The sequence below is a fragment of the Variovorax flavidus genome (assembly GCF_030317145.1).
GTDB lineage: Bacteria > Pseudomonadota > Gammaproteobacteria > Burkholderiales > Burkholderiaceae_C > Variovorax > Variovorax flavidus.
Window position 1 is genome coordinate 951,128 of the sequence record NZ_JASZYE010000003.1, and the last position, 18,571, is coordinate 969,698.

The 18,571-nt window shown below is 66.0% G+C and carries 17 protein-coding genes; 6 read left to right on the forward strand and 11 right to left on the reverse strand.

From position 1 onward, the window contains the following. Positions 1-116 precede the first annotated feature (116 nt). Positions 117-938: a 4-hydroxy-tetrahydrodipicolinate reductase gene (gene dapB, locus QTH90_RS19750; protein ID WP_286666250.1), complete on the reverse strand. Its 822-nt coding sequence runs from the start codon at positions 936-938 to the stop codon at positions 117-119. A gap of 7 nt (positions 939-945) precedes the next feature. Then, positions 946-1,575, reverse strand: a complete 630-nt coding sequence (locus tag QTH90_RS19755) for a LysE family translocator (protein WP_286666251.1) — start codon at positions 1,573-1,575, stop codon at positions 946-948. Between the two features lie 151 nt (positions 1,576-1,726). Between QTH90_RS19755 and QTH90_RS19760 the strand changes: the two genes are divergently transcribed. Both QTH90_RS19760 and QTH90_RS19765 read left to right on the forward strand, forming a co-directional pair. Then, on the forward strand, positions 1,727-2,632 hold the full coding sequence (locus tag QTH90_RS19760; RefSeq protein WP_286666252.1) for an SDR family NAD(P)-dependent oxidoreductase: 906 nt from the start codon (positions 1,727-1,729) through the stop codon (positions 2,630-2,632). 201 nt (positions 2,633-2,833) lie between these two features. Beyond that, positions 2,834-3,736: a LysR family transcriptional regulator gene (locus QTH90_RS19765; protein WP_286666253.1), complete on the forward strand. Its 903-nt coding sequence runs from the start codon at positions 2,834-2,836 to the stop codon at positions 3,734-3,736. An 8-nt stretch (positions 3,737-3,744) separates the two neighbouring features. Here the strand turns inward: QTH90_RS19765 and QTH90_RS19770 are convergent, their stop codons facing one another. From QTH90_RS19770 to adhP, 9 genes are all read right to left on the reverse strand, one after another. Further along, positions 3,745-4,590 carry an HpcH/HpaI aldolase/citrate lyase family protein gene (locus tag QTH90_RS19770; protein WP_286666254.1) on the reverse strand — a complete coding sequence of 282 codons (846 nt, stop codon included), beginning with the start codon at positions 4,588-4,590 and terminating at the stop codon, positions 3,745-3,747. 12 nt (positions 4,591-4,602) lie between these two features. Then, complete coding sequence (locus tag QTH90_RS19775; RefSeq protein ID WP_286666255.1) at positions 4,603-5,958, reverse strand: MmgE/PrpD family protein; 1,356 nt, start codon at positions 5,956-5,958, stop codon at positions 4,603-4,605. Between the two features lie 52 nt (positions 5,959-6,010). Then, positions 6,011-7,204 carry a CaiB/BaiF CoA transferase family protein gene (locus tag QTH90_RS19780; RefSeq protein ID WP_286666256.1) on the reverse strand — a complete coding sequence of 398 codons (1,194 nt, stop codon included), beginning with the start codon at positions 7,202-7,204 and terminating at the stop codon, positions 6,011-6,013. A 134-nt stretch (positions 7,205-7,338) separates the two neighbouring features. Continuing rightward, on the reverse strand, positions 7,339-8,499 hold the full coding sequence (locus tag QTH90_RS19785) for an acyl-CoA dehydrogenase family protein (protein ID WP_286666257.1): 1,161 nt from the start codon (positions 8,497-8,499) through the stop codon (positions 7,339-7,341). 31 nt (positions 8,500-8,530) lie between these two features. Beyond that, entirely contained in the window at positions 8,531-9,388 is an 858-nt protein-coding gene (locus tag QTH90_RS19790) for an HTD2 family dehydratase (protein WP_286666258.1), read from the reverse strand. 17 nt (positions 9,389-9,405) lie between these two features. Then, positions 9,406-10,188, reverse strand: a complete 783-nt coding sequence (locus QTH90_RS19795) for a citryl-CoA lyase (RefSeq protein ID WP_286666259.1) — start codon at positions 10,186-10,188, stop codon at positions 9,406-9,408. Between the two features lie 332 nt (positions 10,189-10,520). Further along, positions 10,521-12,989, reverse strand: coding sequence for a glycogen/starch/alpha-glucan phosphorylase (locus QTH90_RS19800; protein ID WP_286666260.1), 2,469 nt, complete (start codon positions 12,987-12,989; stop codon positions 10,521-10,523). Positions 12,990-13,004: 15 nt separating this feature from the next. Continuing rightward, complete coding sequence (locus tag QTH90_RS19805; protein WP_286666261.1) at positions 13,005-15,401, reverse strand: phosphoketolase family protein; 2,397 nt, start codon at positions 15,399-15,401, stop codon at positions 13,005-13,007. Between the two features lie 142 nt (positions 15,402-15,543). Next, complete coding sequence (adhP, locus tag QTH90_RS19810; RefSeq protein WP_286666262.1) at positions 15,544-16,575, reverse strand: alcohol dehydrogenase AdhP; 1,032 nt, start codon at positions 16,573-16,575, stop codon at positions 15,544-15,546. A 332-nt stretch (positions 16,576-16,907) separates the two neighbouring features. Here adhP and QTH90_RS19815 point away from each other — a divergent pair, with 332 nt between their 5' ends. From QTH90_RS19815 to QTH90_RS19830, 4 genes are all read left to right on the forward strand, one after another. After that, the gene (locus tag QTH90_RS19815) at positions 16,908-17,111 is read left to right on the forward strand and encodes a hypothetical protein (RefSeq protein WP_286666263.1); all 204 of its coding nucleotides are present in this window, start codon (positions 16,908-16,910) and stop codon (positions 17,109-17,111) included. A gap of 12 nt (positions 17,112-17,123) precedes the next feature. Continuing rightward, positions 17,124-17,291 carry a hypothetical protein gene (locus QTH90_RS19820; RefSeq protein ID WP_286666264.1) on the forward strand — a complete coding sequence of 56 codons (168 nt, stop codon included), beginning with the start codon at positions 17,124-17,126 and terminating at the stop codon, positions 17,289-17,291. 39 nt (positions 17,292-17,330) lie between these two features. Further along, positions 17,331-17,912 carry a hemerythrin domain-containing protein gene (locus tag QTH90_RS19825; RefSeq protein ID WP_286666265.1) on the forward strand — a complete coding sequence of 194 codons (582 nt, stop codon included), beginning with the start codon at positions 17,331-17,333 and terminating at the stop codon, positions 17,910-17,912. 467 nt (positions 17,913-18,379) lie between these two features. Continuing rightward, positions 18,380-18,571: hypothetical protein (locus QTH90_RS19830; RefSeq protein ID WP_286666266.1), on the forward strand; the 192-nt coding region annotated here is incomplete at its 3' end.

The window sequence follows — 18,571 nt, forward strand, 5'->3', positions numbered from 1 at the left end:
GTATCAGTCTCCGGATTGAACGCTATGCAAGCCCGGCCATCGATGCGGCGCAGGCCCGATTCAGTATAGGGGGCGGTCTGGGACCGCCCTGTCCCATAAACGACGCAGGACGCGCGCTAGAGGCCCAGCACATCGGACATGTCGAAGAGTCCGCTGCGCTTGTCCGCAAGAAAACCCACGGCGCGAAGCGCGCCATGGGCGTAGGTCGCGCGGCTCGATGACTTGTGGGTGATCTCGATGCGCTCGCCGGTGCCCGCGAACAGGACGGTGTGGTCACCCACGATGTCGCCGCCGCGAACGGTGGCGAATCCGATGGTCGATGGATCGCGCTCGCCGGTGACGCCTTCGCGCGCGTAGACGGCGCAATCCTTCAGGTTCCGGCCGAGCGCCCCGGCCACGACCTCCCCCATCCTGAGCGCCGTGCCGGAAGGCGCGTCGATCTTGTGCCGATGATGCGATTCGATGATCTCGATGTCGTAGCCGACCGAAAGCGACTTCGCGGCCAGGGCGAGCAACTCGAAGGTCACGTTGATGCCAACCCCGGTGTTCGGCGCGAACACGATCGCGACATCCTGCGCGGCCTCGCTGATGCGAGCCTTCTGCGCGTCGTTGAACCCGGTCGTGCCGATCACGAGCTGCACGCCGAGCGCCCGGCACATCGCGAGGTGCTCCAGCGTGCGCTCCGGATGCGTGAAGTCGATCAGCACATCAGCGCCGGACAGGCCTGCGCGCAGATCGGAAACGACCTTGACGCCGGTCTCGAACCCGAGCGCCGCGCCGGCATCCTGGTTCAGCGCGCTGCTGCCGGCGAGCGCGCCCGTGAGGCGGCAATCGGGCGCGTCGCGCATGGCCTCGATCAACATGCGGCCCATGCGACCGGTGGCGCCCGCGACGGCGACGCGGCGTTCGGAAGAACGGCTCGGTGCGAAAGTGCGCATCGAAAGCTCAGGCCCGCTGCTTCAGCGCCAGCACCGACAGGCCCGAGGCGATGAAGGTCAGGCCCGCCCCGACGTTCAGGCCGGTCCCGACGCGCGGACGCCGCTGGAGCCACAGGGACAGCTTCGAGGCCCAGCTGCCCAGGATGCTGAAGATGACTGCGCTCATCACGGCGAAGATGGCACCGTAGACGAGCATCTGAACGGTCACCGAGCCCCGCCCCGCGTTCACGAACTGCGGCAGGAAAGCCAGCACGAAAAGGCCCGGCTTGGGATTCAGCACGTTGGACAGCAAGCCGGTGAGGAACACCTTGCGCAAAGGCTGGTGCGAACTCGGCACGAAGGAAATCATGTCCCTGGAAGCCAGGGCCTTGTACCCCAGCCAGAGAAGGTAGAGCCCACCGGCCGCCTTCACCACCCAGAACGCCACGGGCGATGCCTGGATGACCAGCGACAAGCCGAGTGCCGCGGCGACCGTGTGGAACATGATCCCGAGGCCGGCGCCCGCGGACGAGAGGCAGGCCGCAACCCGCCCCTGGCTGAGGCCGCGGCTGATGGCCAGGATGTTGTCGGGGCCAGGCGCCAGGACGACGACGAGGCAAGCCGCCAGATAAGTGAAAAGGATGTCCAAGGGGAACATGCGTGAGGGTCCGTAATGGGTGGTTGATTGTCCGCGGGACCGCAGATTGTCCGATGTTGGCCGTAACCCCTCTTCCGAAATGCCGAACCGCGGGCGCCGGGCCCATGGCATTCTCCTTCGGCGATCCCGCAAGTGTTTCTGGAGTGATCCGATGGTTGAAGGAAAAGTGGTTCTCGTCACCGGCGCTGGCGGTGGTATCGGGCGCGATATCGCGCTCGCCATGGCGAGTCATGGTGCACGCGTGGTGGTCAACGACATCGGCGCCGCAGTCGATGGCCAAGGGAGCAACGCCGGACCGGCGCAGCAGGTGGTGGACGAGATCCATGCACTGGGCGGCGAGGCGGTCCCCAGTACCGACAGCGTCGCGGACGCCGCGAGCGCCGCGAAGATCGTGCAATGCGCGGTCGACAACTTCGGCCGCATCGACGCCGTCGTCAACAACGCCGGCATCCTGCGCGACCGCTTCTTCCACAAGATGTCGGTGGACGAGTGGGATTCGGTGATCAAGGTGCATCTCTACGGCTCGTACTTCGTCAGCCGCGCGGCTGCGACCTTCTTCAAGGAGCAGAACTCGGGCGCCATGGTGCACATGACCTCGACCTCCGGGCTGATCGGCAACTTCGGCCAGGCCAACTATGCCGCCGCCAAGCTCGGCATCGCGGCGCTGTCGAAGTCGATCGCGCTGGACATGCTCAAGTTCAACGTGCGCTCCAATTGCATCGCGCCCTTTGCGTGGAGCCGGATGATCGGCGCCATCCCCACCGACACCGAGGAGCAGCGCGTGCGCGTCGCCAAGATCCAGCAGATGACGCCGTCGAAGATCGCGCCGCTGGCGGTCTACCTTGCCAGCGATGCGGCAAAGGAAGTCAATGGGCAGATCTTCTCGGTGCGCAACAACGAGATCTCGCTGATCAGCCAGCCGCGCCCCGTGCGCTCCATTCACCGCTCCGAAGGCTGGACGCCTCAGACCATCGCCGAGCACGCGATGCCGGCGATGCGCGCGAGCTTCTACCCGCTCGACCGCTCGGCGGACGTGTTCAGCTGGGATCCTGTCTAGTTGCTCGCCCCCAGGCTTGCCCACTTCGTGTGGCCGCCTACCCCCTGCCGGGGGCAACACCGGCGGACCGGCGGAGCCGGATCCGCGGTGTTTCACGAAATGACGGGGCGCTGTGCGGGCTGGCCCCAGGGGGCCTTAGTGGGATTGGCGGGACAATCAATGTCTTGTCCTCACTGCTTGGCGCGTGCGTGCCTTTCTTGCGTGAATCTGCATTTCGACCTTTTTGACCTGAAGCTCTTTGCCTATGTGGCTGAGGCCAGGAGCCTGACGCGTGGGGCGGACAAGGCCTGCATCTCGCTGGCGGCGGCGTCGACGCGCATCAAGCAGATGGAGGAAGCCATCGGCGGGAAGCTGCTGCACCGCAACGCGCAGGGCGTGAGCCTCACTGCGGCGGGCGAAGCCCTGCTCTACCACGCCAAGCGCGTGATGCAGCAGATGGAGCACCTGCGCATCGACATGCAGGACTTCGGCAAGGGCATCAAGGGGCACGTGCGCGTGTTTGCCAACACCACCTCCATCACCGAATACCTGCCGGAAAAGCTGGCCGGCTTCCTCACGCGGCATCCGGCCGTGCAGGTGGATCTGCGCGAATATCTCAGCGAGGAGATCGTGCGTGCGGTCGCCGATGGAGGTGCGGACATCGGCATCCTCGCCGGCGATGTGCACACCGGGGATTTCGATTCGCAGCCCTTCGGCCGCAACCAACTGGTGCTGGTGGTGCCCGCGACGCATCGCTTCGCAGGCGCGGAGTCGATGGCCTTCGTCGACACGCTCGAAGAGCAGCACGTGGGCCTGCACCATGGCAGCGCCATCCATCGCTTCCTGCAGCGCAAGGCGGAGCTGGCCGGCCAGGGCTACAGCCCGCGCATCCAGGTCGGCAGTTTCGAGGCGATCTGTCTGATGATCGAAGCCGGTGTCGGCGTCGGCGTGCTGCCCGCTTCATCCGCGCGGCGCCTGTCGCGCGCCTTGCGCATCACCACCGTTCCGCTGGCCGATGCCTGGGCGGAACGCGAACTCAAAATCATTGCGCGCAACCGCGAGCAACTACCCGCTTCGGCGCGCGAGCTGTTCGACTACCTGGGCCAGCGCGACGCTGGCCCATAGCCCACGCGTCAGCGATCAGCCGCGCGCAGCAAGGCTTGCGCCTTCAACACCACCGGCCGGTCGACCATCTTGCCGTCGACCGTGACCGGCGCGCCGCCGCTGGCCGCATCGGCATCGATCACCCGCCTTGCCCAATCGATCTGAGACGACGTGGGCAAGAAGCCCTGGTTGACGACTGCCACCTGCTTCGGATGAATGCACAGCTTGCCGCCGAAGCCGAAGCGTCTCGCCTGCAACGCATCGGCCTCGATGCGCGCGGGGTCGTCGATGGCGGTGCTCACCCCGTCCACCGGCGGCTGCAGGCCCGCGAGACGCGAAGCCAGCACGATCCGCGAACGGAAGTACAGCAACTCCGGCCCATCGCCTTCGATGTCGAGTTCGGCCTGGAAATCGATGGTGCCGAACACCAGCCGCTGCACACCAGGTGCCGCCGCGATCTCGTCGAGCCGGTCGATGCCGCGTGCGGTTTCGACCAGCGGCAACAAGGCCACGGCAGGAAGCGACGCGGCGATGGTGCGCAGCACGGCGGCGTCCTCTGCCTTGGGCAGCATGAGCGCATCGACGCCCTGGTGGCCGCACAGGGCGAGGTCGGCTGCATGCCAGGGCGTGCCGACGCCGTTGATGCGAAGAGCGACGAGAGGGCCTGCGCCGTCGCCTTCCTCACGTCCGGCTAGCCACTGCGCCACTTGGACGCGAGCCTCCTCCTTGCGATCGGGCGGCACGGCGTCTTCGAGATCCAGGACGATCGCATCGGCGCCGCTCTGGCAGGCCTTGTCGAAACGCGCGCCCTGGTGGCCAGGGACGAACAGCAGGCTGCGCACGACAGCCCGCCCCAATGACGGTGCGAGTGACATCGGCGTCGCCCTTCAGCCCAGCAGCCGTCCGACACGCGGTTCGCCGGCCAGACTCCAGATGCGATCGCACAGCGCCTGCGCCTCTTGCGGCGTGGCGGCCTCGCCGTACTGGGTCAAGCGCTTCATCTTGTCCTCGATCTCCGCGCGGCTCAGCGTGTTGCCCGGATCGCCCTTGGGCTCGTCGACCCGGCCCGACAGCGTCCGGCCGTCAGTCGTGGTCACGCTGACCTTGCCGATCCAGCGCGCGGGGTAGGCGGTGTCGACTTCGCGGTCGAGTTCCATCATCACCTTGTCGCGGAAGCCCGCGACTTCGGGTGCGAGGAAGTCGCGATCGAACTCGGTCAGCCCGGCCCGTCCGTGCACGGCGATCAGGCCCAGCACCGTGCCCATCGAGAACTTGCCCTGGTGCACCGTGGCCGGCACGACTACGCGGCCGAGCACGTCGACGGCACCCTGGTGCACGTGGGTGACAACGCGCTCGATATCGCCCGCCTTCAGGCCGTTCCGCGACATGACCTGCAGCAGCGCGTCGGCAGCCGGGTGCGTATGGCGGCACGACGCATGGAACTTGAACGAGGTCTCGGCCAGCGCCCAGCGCGTGCCCAGGCCGTCGATGAGGCGCGCCGGATCGGCGTCGGTCGACATGCCCACGCCCAGCCCCTGCGCGCCTTCGAGCACACGCGCCGCGCCGGTGAAGCCATCCTGTGCAAGGTAGGCCGACATCAGCCCGCTGGCCGCCGCATGGGCGCAGTGCAGTTGCTTCGAATCGGCGGCGTCGCGCAGGAACTCCCACACGCCCGCCGACTGCGTGCCGGCCGAGCCGAAGGCGTGCAGCATCTGCGCAGGCGAGAGCCCGAGCAGTCGCCCCACGGCTGCTGCGGCAGCCAAGGTACCCGCAGTGGCCGTGGTGTGAAAGGTGCGGTAGTGCGAACGTCCGAGGAATTCGCCGACGCGGATGCCAACCTCGTAGCCGGCCACCACCGCCGTCAACAGCTGCTTGCCGCTCGCACCCAGCGCCTGCGCAGTCGCGAGCGCCGGCGCGAAAACCACCGCCGCGGGATGGAAGACGGAGCCGTTGTGCACGTCGTCCTGCTCCACGTAGTGCGATGCCGCGGCGTTCACGAGCGCGGCGAAGACCGGCGACGTCGTGCGGCGCGAGGTCAGCACTTCGCTTGGCCCATCGGCCGGCCCCATCATCTCGGTGAAACGCTGGATGCTGCGCACCGGCCGGGCGGAGCGCGCAGCGAGCACGGAGCCCAGCCAGTCGAGCATCAGGTCCTCGGCACGGCGAATCACCGCGTCGGGAACCAGCTCGAAAGAGAGTTCGGCAGCAAAGGTGGCCAGGGCCTGGCTGGGGTGCTTGTTCATGGCGAAGGTGACTGGAAGGTGGATTGAACAATCGGACGGCGAGATGGCGATCTCACACGGCTTCCTGTGCGCGCAGCGCGGCGATGGCTGCCGCGTCGTAGCCGATCTCGGCCAGGATCGCGTCGGTGTGCTGCCCCAGTGTCGGAACCGCATCCATGCGCGGGTCCCACTCGCGCGGCATGCCGGGTGGCCACAGCGCTGGGATCGCGCCCGCACCGGTGCCGACCTCGGTCCAGCGTTCGCGCGCGCGCAGTTGCGGATGCGCCCACACGTCCTGCATGGTGTTGGCCTGCGCATTGGCGATCTGGGCCGCATCGAGCCGTTCGATGATCTGCGCCGCGCTGAAGGGGGCGAAGGACTGCACGATGATCTCGCGCAGGGCCTCGCGCGACGCCGTGCGCAGCGTGTTGGATGCGAAGCGCGCATCGGTCGCGAGCGCGGGCTGCTCCAGCACCTTGGCGCAGAAGACCTGCCACTCGCGCTCGTTCTGCAGGCCCAGCATCACCATCTTGCCGTCACCGGCCGGGAACGGACCGTAGGGGTAGATGGTGGCGTGCGCAGCCCCTGCGCGCGCCGGCGGCGCGGCGCCGTCGAAGGCGTAGTACATGGGAAAGCTCATCCACTCGACCATGCTCTCCAGCATCGAGACGTCGATGCGGCATCCCTTGCCCGTCTTGTCGCGCTGCAGCAGCGCCGCGAGGATGTTGCTGTACGCGTACATGCCCGCCGCGATGTCGGCGATGGAACAGCCGGCCTTCGCCATCTCGTCCGGCGTGCCGGTGACCGACAGGAACCCCGACTCGCTCTGGATCAACAGGTCGTAGGCCTTCTTGTCGCGATAGGGTCCGGGCTGTTTCGCGTCATCGCCATAGCCGGAGATGTCGCAGACGATCAACCCCTTGTGCTCCTTCGACAGCGCCTCGTACGACAGGCCCAGCCGCGCAGCGGCGCCGGGCGCGAGGTTCTGCACCAGCACGTCCGCCTCGGCAACGAGACGCCTGAGCACTTCCTGGCCCTGCGGATGCTTCACGTCCAGCGTCAGGCTTTCCTTGGAGCGATTCGTCCAGACGAAGTGCGAGGCCAGGCCGTTCACACGCTGGTCGTAGGCGCGCGCAAAATCGCCGGTGCCTGGCCGCTCGACCTTGATGACGCGTGCGCCCAGGTCAGCCAGTTGCCGCGTGCAGAACGGTGCTGCGATGGCATGTTCGAGCGTGAGGACGGTGATGCCTTCGAGCGGACGGTTCATGTCGGTTTCATCTCAAGTAAAGGGCCGAGATTGCATGGTTTCTGGAATACCGCGGAACCGGCTTTGCCGGGCCGCAGGTATTGACCCCTGCAAGGGGGTGGGCGGCCACACGAAGTGGGCAAGCCTGAGGGTGTTCAAAATGACCTCGGCAAGCCCAGCATGTGCTCGGCGACGTAGCTCAGGATCAGGTTCGTCGAGATCGGCGCCACCTGGTAGAGGCGTGTCTCGCGGAACTTGCGCTCCACGTCGTATTCGGCCGCGAAGCCGAAGCCGCCGTGGAACTGCAGGCAGGCGTTGGCCGCCTCCCACGAGGCCTTGGCCGCGAGGTACTTCGCCATGTTGGCCTGCGCGCCGCAAGGCTCGCGCGCATCGAACCGGCGGCAGGCCTCGTAGCGCATGAGGTCGGCAGCCTCGATCTCGATGAAGGCTTCGGCAATGGGAAACTGCACGCCCTGGTTCTGGCCGATGGGCCGGCCGAAGACGACGCGCTCCTTCGTATAGGCCGTGACCTTGTCGATGAACCAGTAGCCGTCGCCGATGCACTCCGCCGCAATCAGCGTGCGTTCGGCATTCAGGCCATCGAGGATGTACCTGAAGCCCTGCCCTTCCTCGCCAATGAGGTTCTCGGCCGGGATCTCCAGGTTCTCGAAGAACAGCTCGTTCGTCTCGTGGTTGACCATGTTGAGGATGGGCCGCACGGTCAGCCCGTTGCCGATGGCTTCGCGCAGGTCGACGATGAAGATCGACATGCCTTCGGATTTCTTCTTCACGTCAGCCAGCGGCGTGGTGCGCGCGAGCAGGATCATCAGGTCGGAGTGCTGGATGCGCGAGATCCAGACCTTCTGGCCGTTGATGACGTAGCGGTCGCCCTTTTTCACCGCCGTGGTCTTGATCTTCGTGGTGTCGGTGCCGGTGGACGGCTCGGTCACGCCCATGGACTGCAGGCGCAGGTCGCCGCTCGCGATCTTCGGCAGGTACTGCTGCTTCTGCGCTTCGGAGCCGTGGCGCAGCAAGGTACCCATGTTGTACATCTGGCCATGGCAGGCCCCGGAGTTTCCTCCGGCGCGGTTGATCTCTTCCATGATGACCGAGGCCTCGGTGAGCCCGAGGCCCGAGCCGCCGTACTCCTGCGGGATCAGCGCGGCCATCCAGCCGGCCTTGGTCAGCGCATCGACGAACTCGGCCGGATAGGCGCGTGCCTCGTCGACCTTGCGGAAGTATTCATTGGGGAACTGCGCGCACAGGTCGCGCACCGCGTCGCGGATGTCCTGGTGTCGGGGATTGGAGTCGCTCATGGCAGTGGGATCGTGTTGTTGGGTGTGAACTTCATTCCAGTCGCGTGGTGGCCTGCATCAGCAGTGCGCCCTGCGCGTCCTCGGCCCACAGGAAGACGGTGCCGTCGGGCTGCGGCGCATGGCCGCACACGCGCAGCAACTTGCCGCAGGTCAGCGGCCGGACGGCCTTGAAGCTGTACGAACGCACGGCGCGGCCCGGGTTGTTCTGCTGCGCCGCTTCGAGCAGCAGCGTGGCGATCAGCGGGCCGTGCACGATGAGGTCGTCATAGCCCTCGACCTGCGTCACGTAGGGATAGTCGTAGTGAATGCGATGGCTGTTGAAGGTCAGCGCCGAATAGCGGAACAGCAGCGGCGCATCGGGCCGGTGCTCGACGGACCAGGCCGGATCGGCAGGTGGAGTCTGCGGCGGTGCGGACTCGCCGGCCTTCGGTGCTTCGCGGTAGACGATGTCGTGGCCCTCGCGCAGCAGCAGCGTGCCGCCGGCATGCACTTCGTGCTGCACCTTCACGAACACGAGCGCACCGCCCTTGCCCTGCTTGAGGCTGACATCGGCCACGCGCGAAGTCTTGGTCGCGGGCGTCGCGACTTGCAGCGGCGCGAGGAATTCGAACTGGCTGCCCGCCCACATGCGCCGCGGCAGCGGCACCGGCGGAAGGAAGCCGCCGCGCGCGGGATGGCCGTCCGGCCCCAACTGGTTCTGCGGCGCCGTCGGCAGGAAATAGCACCAGTGCCACAGGGGCGGCAGGGCTTGCCCCGCTTGCCAGTCTTGCTCGCCGTTGCGCACGGTCGCGGCCATGGCGCTCGCCGTCCAGGGCGACAGGAGTTCATCGCGCTTCTCGGTGCGGCCGATCCAGCTGCGCAGATGGTCGAGGTCCAGGGTGTCGGTCATGGGCGGGACTCCTTCGCTCAATCCTGGCGCGGGCCGCCGGCTTCGCGCTCCACGCGCTGCCAGATCTCCACGGCCATCGGGTCGTCGATTTCCTCGAGGATGTGGCCCACGAGCCCGATGGCGCGCGCCATCACGCCGAAGCCACGGATGATGCGCCACGGAAAGCCGAACTCGGCAGCGATCGCGCCGATGGCGCCCGTGGCATTGATGGGCAGCGACTTGCCCGACACGCGCTCGGCCTCGGCCTGCACCGCCTGCATCAGTGCGACGTAGTGGCTCGACAGGCCGTTCTCGGCAGCGATCTGGAACAGGCGCGGCGTGCGCGGATCGATCGGCTTGTGCAGCGGGTGGCCGAGGCCCGGCACGATCTCCTTGCGGGCGCGGTAGTCGGCCACGATGTCGCGCGCCATGTCGGCGAGCGGGCGCTCCGGCCTGGCACCGAAGGGAATGGCCTCGTACAGCATGCGTGCCGCGCCCTCGGTACTGCCGACGAACACGGTGCCCAGGCCGCAGAGCCCGGCGGCAACGGCGGCCTGCAGTGCCTCGGGCGCGCCCGCATAGGTCAGGCGGGCGGCCAGCGCGCTGGGTGTGATGCCGTGCTCGACCAACGTGACCACGATGGCGTTGAAGGTCACGGACTCCTGCGGCGTCGGGATGCGGCCGGTGAGTTCGAGGAACGCCATGTCGCCCAGGTTGAGATGGCCGAGGATCTCGGTCGGCAGGTCGCGTCCGCGCACGGTGATCTTGTCGGGCGTGCTGTGGCCCAGTTCGGTGTGCAGGGACTTCTTGATCTTGGTCATGGGTGTGCTTGAGGGGAAAAACGGCGACAAAGCGAATCTATCCCTCTGCCGGCGACGCGGGTCAGTGATTGCCGAACCCTCCCTTTCGGAATCGCGAATGCCCTCGCGCGGCACCTTCTGGCACGCTCGGTTTCGTCCTGACAGCAACGAAATCGCCGCGAGGACGATCAGCCGTCGGCGCTCGAATTCCGATTTGACGACCGCGTGCAGCGCCTCCAGTTCGGAGCGCATGAAATAGCGATTGCAGCGGCTTGCAGAACCTGAACGGCAAGGCCTGCGGGTGCTGATCTACGCAAGGCGTCGTCAGTGCGATTGAACCGGCGCGGACACCCTCACGCCCAGATGTGCTCGCCATACTCGCGAATCGCCCGATCGGACGAGAACTTGCCGGATCGCGCCGTGTTGAGGATCGACATGCGCGTCCAGCGCGCGGGCTCCTGCCAGGCCGCATCGACGCGCGCCTGGCAGGCCATGTAGTCAGCGAAGTCCGCGAGCACCAGGAAGTGATCCGACAGCATCAGGTTGTCCACCAGCGGGCGGAACACATCGCGGTCGCCATGTGAGAAATGTCCCGAGGCGATGAGGTCCAGTGAGTCGCGCAATTCCTCGTTCGCTGCCACGCACTCCGCTGGCCGATAGCCCTCGCGTTGGAGACGCTCCACTTGTTCAGCGCGCAGGCCGAAGAGGAAGAAGTTTTCCGCGCCGACCTCCTCGCGGATCTCGACATTGGCCCCATCCAGCGTACCGATGGTCAATGCGCCGTTCATCATGAACTTCATGTTGCCGGTGCCTGATGCCTCCTTGCCGGCCGTCGAGATCTGCTCGGAAAGGTCCGCGGCCGGATAGATGTGATGGGCATTCGTGACATTGAAGTTCGGAAAGAAGACCACCTTCAGCCGTCCTTCCATGGCTGGATCGTCGTCAATCGCTTCTGCGATTCCGTTGATCAGGCGGATGATCAGCTTGGCCATCGAATAACCCGGCGCCGCCTTGCCGCCGAAGACGAAACAGCGCGGCGCGAGGGCGAGCTGCGGATCGCGCCGCAGACGCTGGTAGAGGGCAACGATGTACAGCGCATTCAGATGCTGGCGCTTGTACTCGTGGATGCGCTTGACCTGGATGTCGAAGAGCGCGCTCGGATCGACGACGATGCCGGTGGCGCTGCGAATGCGCTGTGCCAGCACTTCCTTGTTCGCGCGCTTGATCTGGCGCCAGCGCTGCTGGAACGCCGGGTCGTCGGCATGCGCCTCGAGACCCCGCAAACGCGTGAGGTCCGTCATCCACCCCTCGCTCACCGTCTCGTCCAACAGCCGCGCAAGGCCGGGGTTGCACAGGGTCAGGAAACGCCGCGGGGTGACGCCATTGGTGACGTTGTGGAAGCGGTCGGGCCACAGCTCGGCGAAGTCCCGCAGTACCGTGTCCCGCAGCAGCGTCGAATGCAGTGCCGCAACGCCGTTGACAGCATGGCTGCCGACGGTCGCCAGGTGTGCCATGCGGATGCGCCGGACTCCGGACTCATCGATCAGGGACATACGGGCCACGCGGGGTTCGTCGCCCGGCAAACGCTGTCGGACCGTATCCAGAAAGCGGCGGTTGATCTCCAGGATGATCTCCAGCGGCCGCGGCAGAAGGCTTTGGAACAGTGGCAGCGGCCAGGTCTCCAGCGCCTCGGGCAGCAGCGTGTGGTTGGTGTACGCAAGGGTGCGGCAGGTGATGTCCCAGGCCTGGTCCCACGGCAGTTCGCGCTCGTCCACGAGAAGCCGCATCAGTTCGGCGACCGCGATCGAAGGATGGGTGTCGTTGAGCTGCGCCGCGAACACGTCGGCGAAGCGTTCGATCGGCTCGCCCTTGAGATCGAGCAGACGCAGCATGTCCTGCAGCGAGCAGGAAACGAAGAAGTACTGTTGGGCCAAGCGCAGGCGCTTGCCGATCTCGGGCTCGTCGTTCGGATACAGCACCTTGGAGAGCGTCTCCGAGATCACCTTCTGCTCCACCGCGCCGTAGTAGTCGCCGACGTTGAAGTCCGCCAGGTCGAACGACTCGACGGCCTCGCTCTTCCACAGCCGCAGGGTGTTACAGCGATGGACCCGATAACCCGACACCGGCGTGTCGCAAGCCACGCCTTTGACCTGCCTGGCCGCGACCCAGCGGACGTGGTACCGGCCCTGCGCGTCGGTCACGGATTCGGTGTGCCCGCCGAATTGAACGTAGAACGCGACATCCGGCCGCACGATCTCCCATGGGTTGCCTTTCTGCAACCACTTGTCGGTCTCCTCGACTTGCCAGCCATCGCGGATCGCCTGGCGAAAGATGCCGAATTCGTAGCGGATGCCGTAGCCAATGGCCGTCTTCTCGAGCGTCGCGAGCGAGTCCATGTAGCAGGCCGCGAGCCGGCCGAGGCCGCCGTTGCCCAGGCCCGGCTCTTCCTCCAGGGCCATCACCGCATCCAGATCCTGGCCGAGCGCGCGCATGGCGGCACGCGCCTGCGACTCGATTCCGAGGTTGATCAGGTTGTTGCCGAGTTGCGGGCCGATGAGGAATTCGGCGGACAGGTAGCAGACGACCCGCGCGTCACGCGCGCGATCGGTCTGCATCGTGTCGACCCAGCGCGCCAGCAGGCGGTCGCGCACCGTGTAGGCCAGCGCCATGTACCAGTCGTGCGGCGTGGCGATGGCCGGAAAGCGCGCCTGCAGGCACACGAGGTTGTCTACCACGTCGCGCTGCAACGCATCGGCATCCAGGCCGCGCCGGGCGGGTCCGGCGCCGTCGTGGACCGTGCTCGGAGTGGGGCTGCCTGGCATGCTTCACTCCCCGCCTCATCCCGGCCACACCCAGTTCGCGATTTCGGCGCGATCGGTGCCGTGGGTGTGCGCGTAGTTCAGGTTGTCGATGATGGCGTTCTTCATGTCTTCCCGCAGGTGCGCTGCCCGGCCTTGCAGGCGCGGCACGCGGTCGAGGACGTCGATCACGAGGTTGAAGCGGTCGACCTGGTTGAGGATGGCCAGTTCCATCGGCGTGTTGATGTTGCCCTTCTCCTTGTAGCCGCGCACATGCAGGTGCTCGTGATTGCAGAAGCGGTAGGCAAGCTTGTGTATCAGCCAGGGGTAGCCGTGGAAGTTGAAGATCACCGGCTTGTCGCGCGTGAACAGACTGTCGAACTCACGATCGGACGAACCATGCGGATGCTCGCTGGCCGGCTGCATCCTGAACAGGTCCACCACGTTCACGAAGCGCAGCTTGAGGTCGGGCATCCGTTCACGCAGGATCGCCGTTGCCGCCAGCGCCTCCTGGGTCGCGACGTCGCCGCAAGCGGCCATCACCACGTCCGGCTCCTGCCCCTCGTCGGTGCTTGCGCGCTGCCAGATGCCGATGCCTTTGGCGCAGTGCGCGATCGCCTCGTCGATGGTCGTGAACTGCAGGTGCTTCTGCTTGTCGGCCACGATCACGTTGATGCAGTCGGTGGAGCGCAGGCAGGCATCGGCCACCGCCAACAGCGTGTTGGCGTCCGGCGGAAGGTAGACGCGCGTGACCGACGGGCTCTTGTTGGTCACCAGGTCGATGAAGCCGGGGTCCTGGTGCGAGAAGCCATTGTGGTCCTGCCGCCAGACGGTGGACGACAGCAGGATGTTCTCCGACGCCACCGATGCGCGCCACGGCACATGGTTCTTGCAGATGTCCAGCCACTTGGCGTGCTGGTTGAACATCGAGTCCACGACATGGGCGAAGGCCTCGTAGGTGTGGAAGAAGCCGTGACGGCCCGAGAGCAGGTAGCCTTCGAGCCATCCCATCAGCGTGTGCTCGGACAGCATCTCCATCACGCGGCCGTCGCGGGCGAGTTCTCCACCGTCCGCGTCCTCGGGCAGCAGGTCGGCCATCCACACCTTCTTGCTGACCTCGTAGACCGCCTGCAGACGGTTGGACGCGGTTTCGTCGGGGCCGAACACCCGGAAGGTGCTCATGTTGTTGCGCATGGTGTCGCGGAGGAACTCGCCCAGCGGCCGAGTGTTTTCGTGCAGCACCTTGCCGGCCTCTTGGACGTCCACGGCGTAGTCGCGGAAGTCGGGCAGCTTCAATTCCCGGCGCAGCAGGCCGCCATTGGCGATCGGGTTGGCGCTGATGCGCCGAAGGCCGGAGGGTGCGAGGGCCCTGAGTTCGGGGACCAGCCTCCCGCCGGCATCGAACAGTTCCTCGGGCCTGTAGCCGCGCATCCAGCTCTCGAGCAGTTCCAGGCTCGCGGGGTTCTCCCGCACGTCGGAGAAGGGCACCTGGTGCGAGCGCCAGGAGCCCTCGATCTTGTGGCCCCGGATTTCCTTCGGCCCACTCCAACCCTTGGGCGTGCGCAGCACGATCATCGGCCAGCGCGGCCGCTCAGCGCGGCCGCTCACGCCCGCCTTCTCCCTGATGTCGCAGAGCTCGGCGAAGATCGTATCGAGCGTTGCGGCCATCTTCTGGTGCATCTCGGCGGGGTCCGAGCCCTCGACGAAATACGGCTTGTAGCCATAGCCGACGAAGAGCGCCTCCAACTCCTCATGGCTGATGCGCGCGAGGATGGTCGGGTTGGCGATCTTGTAGCCGTTCAGGTTGAGGATGGGCAGCACGGCGCCGTCTCGCACCGGATTGATGAACTTGTTCGAATGCCAGGCCGTGGCGAGCGGACCGGTCTCGGCCTCGCCGTCGCCGATCACGCAGGCCACGACGAGGTCGGGGTTGTCGAGCGCGGCACCATAGGCATGCGACAGGCTGTAGCCCAGTTCGCCGCCCTCGTGGATCGAACCCGGCGTCTCTGGCGTGACATGCGAGCCGATGTGACCCGGAAAGGAGAACTGCTTGAAGAACTTCCCCATGCCCTCCGCGTCCTCGCTCTTGTCCGGGTACACCTCCGAGTAGGTGCCTTCCAGGTAGGCGGGGCCGAGCACGCCCGGGGCGCCGTGCCCCGGACCGGCCATGAAGATCAGGTTCTGATCGTCGCGCCGGATCACGCGGTTCAGGTGCGCCCACACGAAGGACAGCGCCGGGCTCGCGCCCCAGTGCCCGAGCAGGCGATGCTTGACGTGCTCCAGCTTCAGCGGCTCGCGCAGCAGCGGGTTGTCGCGCAGGTAGATCATGCCGACCGAGAGGTAGTTGCACGCGCGCCACCAGGCGTCGATGCGTCGCAGTTCGTCCTTGTCCAGCGGGCTCTGCTGCGTGCCACGCGAAGAGGCTTGCTTGGTCATGCTGCGTCTCCTGTCATGCAGGGTCGCCCAAGGCGGATGGGAGGCGCCGGGGCGCGCTGCGTCGGCGCTTTTCCGGGCTGGTGGACCGCCTCGCGCCTGTGGCCGGCCCCCGGGGAATCGAGCGGACTGCCTGGGTCGCCCGCTACACCTCGTCGGTGAGCCGAAGGACTACCCGGCCCTCGATCTCGCCCTTGCGCATGCGGTCGAATATCGGGTTGATGTTCTCGATGCGGTCTTCGCTGTACACGGTATGGACCTTGCCCTCACCGGCGAAGGCCAGCGCTTCCTGCAGGTCCTTGCGGGTGCCCACGATCGAGCCGCGCACCGTCTTTGCGTTGAGCACCATATCGAAGATCGGCAGGCTGAAGTCGCCCGGCGGCAATCCCACCATCGCCATGGTTCCCCGTTTGTGCAGCATGCCCAGAGCCTGAGAAAAGGCGGCGCGCGAGGCCGCCGTCACGAGCACGCCGTGCACCCCCTTGAGCTCGCGTTGAAGCACCTGGGCGGGGTCGGAGTTGGCGGCGTTGACGACCATGTCCGCTCCGACCTGTTCGGCCAGTTGGAGCTTGGCATCGTCGATGTCCACGGCCGCCACATGAAAGCCCATGGCCTTGGCGTATTGCACTGCCAGATGGCCCAGCCCGCCGACACCCGAGATCGCAACCCAGTTGCCTGGCTGGCAGTCGAGCACCTTGAGGCCCTTGTAGACAGTCACCCCCGCGCAAAGAATGGGCGCCAGTTCGGCGAAACCGCGTTTCGCGGGCAGGTGTCCGACGTAGCCCGGATCTGCGAGCACGTATTCGGCGTAGCCTCCGTCGACGGTGTAGCCCGTCATTTGCTGCCCATCGCACAAGGTTTCCCAGCCCGTGATGCAGTACTCGCAATGGCCGCAGGCGGTATGCAGCCACGGCACGCCGACACGGTCGCCTTCCTTCACATGCTTCACGCCAGCGCCCACGGCGGCCACATGCCCCACACCTTCGTGGCCGGGAATGAAGGGCGGCGATGGCTTGACCGGCCAGTCGCCGTCGGCGGCGTGCAGGTCGGTGTGGCAGACCCCCGACGCCGCCACCTTCACCAGCACCTGGCCCGGTACCACCTTCGGCACCGGCACTTCTTCGATCACGAGCGGTTTGCCAAACTCGTGGACCACTGCGGCCTTCATCGTCTGCATTGCGACCTCCGGAAGGTTGTGGGCAACAGCGCAAGCCAGAGTCAAATTGTCGACCGCGACAGCGCGCGGCACAACAAGAGGACCAGGGCAAATGCCGGCGTTGCATTTGGGTACAAGGGCGGCAGACGAATCAGTTTCCGCACGACGCGCCAGTGACTTAAATGGCGAACATCCGCGCAAAATGGGGCCACGGCCGTCGGCCTGCATGTCGTACTGACACGAGTCGCTGCCTGCCGATGCCGCTCTTCGCCGCCTCGTACTGGCGCAGGCCAGGCTGGAAGTGAAGCCTTAACTTTTGTCGAGCGCCTGACTGGGCGCGCCAGGAGCCCTTCATGGATCGGGCGTCTGTGACTTCCGCTATCGACGACATGCTTGCCGAGCTGGACCGCAAGCAGGCCAGTATCCACGTGCAGGAAGCGAGGAGAGCACTCACTCGTGCGCGGAAATTGATCGAGGCCAACCCGGACGGCTCGCCGGGGAACGAGGAGCTTGTGGACGCGATGACCCAATTGGTCATGTTCGGGATACCCGGATAGGACGCCTCTCCAATGAAGTTGCGATCGGGTGCCGCAGCGATGCGATCGTCGAATCCAGCGATCGCAGGCCTGGGCGTCGCGACTGTCGCGGGGCGCTGCCTCGGACCCGGTGGCGAGGCGCTCAAGCGTCCGGCATTTGCGCAGACGCAGATCGAAGAATCGGCCGGCCAAGCGGCGTAGAGTGTCCGCTCAGGCTCATCAGAGCTTTGGAGGTTCAACATGACCAGCCAGATCGCGCAATGGCATGCCGAGCACGGAAACTTCTCCATGCTCCTCAGCTTCCTTGAGGAGCAGGTTGCCAGATTTCGAGATCGCGAGAGCCCGGACTACCACCTGATGCTTGAGATCGTTTCGTACCTGCGCGAGTTCGGCGATTGCTTTCACCATCCGCGTGAAGATGCCGCGTTCACGATCCTCGCGACCCACGATCCGCGGATGCGACTGCCGATCAACCGTTTGCAGCAGGATCATCGCGTCCTCGCCGTCGCAGGCGAAGAGCTTGTCGCGCGCCTGAACCAAGTCATCAGCGAGACCTATGTGCGGAGCGCGACGGTGGAAGCGGCGGCTGCGCTCTACCTGGCCTACTACCGGCATCACCTTGCTGCGGAGGAAAGACAGATCCTGCCGCATGCGCGACTGCTCCTGACTGCGCAGGACTGGAAGGTCGTGGCCAGAGCCGCGCCCTCGTGCCCGGATCCACTGTTCGGAAGCACACCGACGGGAACCTATCTGAGGCTGGCCGGGCTGATGGCAGCGCGGTCCTCGAGCGAAAAGAAGCAGGGTTCGGCCGCGAGCGGTTGAGCCGGGACAGCGGTTCATGAACCCTTCGCGGGGACTCTTCACGCCTTCAGTGGTCACGAAGGGCAGCAGGTTGTCGCCGTCGAGATGCAGCTTGAACTTCTTCCCGTTCGCAGAGTACTAGGTGGACCAGAAGCATGCGCATCCGACCATGCAGGGACTAGTTGTCCCAAGGGGCGGAAAGAGCTGCACTTTGGTGCAAGGGGGCAATCAGCGTTCGCTCAACCGAGCGGGTGCTCCAAAGACGGCAGTGCACAGCATTCCCATGACGCCGCCTTGCGACCATCCGTTGCCAATGCGCCATCGCGCCGTTCCACCGCTGCAAGAAGTGAAACCGAAAGCTCCGCAATCTCGATGGGCGACACACCCGGTTGCGTATGCATGCGACGGAGGGCTTGCCCGCATCTAAGGTGCGTGGCTCAACTGGCTTCGGCTGAGGCTCTCATCCACATCAACAAAGTGAGGCTTTCATGTTCGACCGACGCGCCCTTGCAGCTTGCTGCGTGCTTGCCCTCCCGTCCGCCGCCTGCCTTGCGCAGACCACCTTTGCGGCGGACCAGTACTACGACAACCGCTGGTACATCACGCCCTTCGGCGCGTATGTCCATCCGGACGGCGATCGCAACGCCGACAACGGTTGGGGCGGAGGCGTATCGATCGGC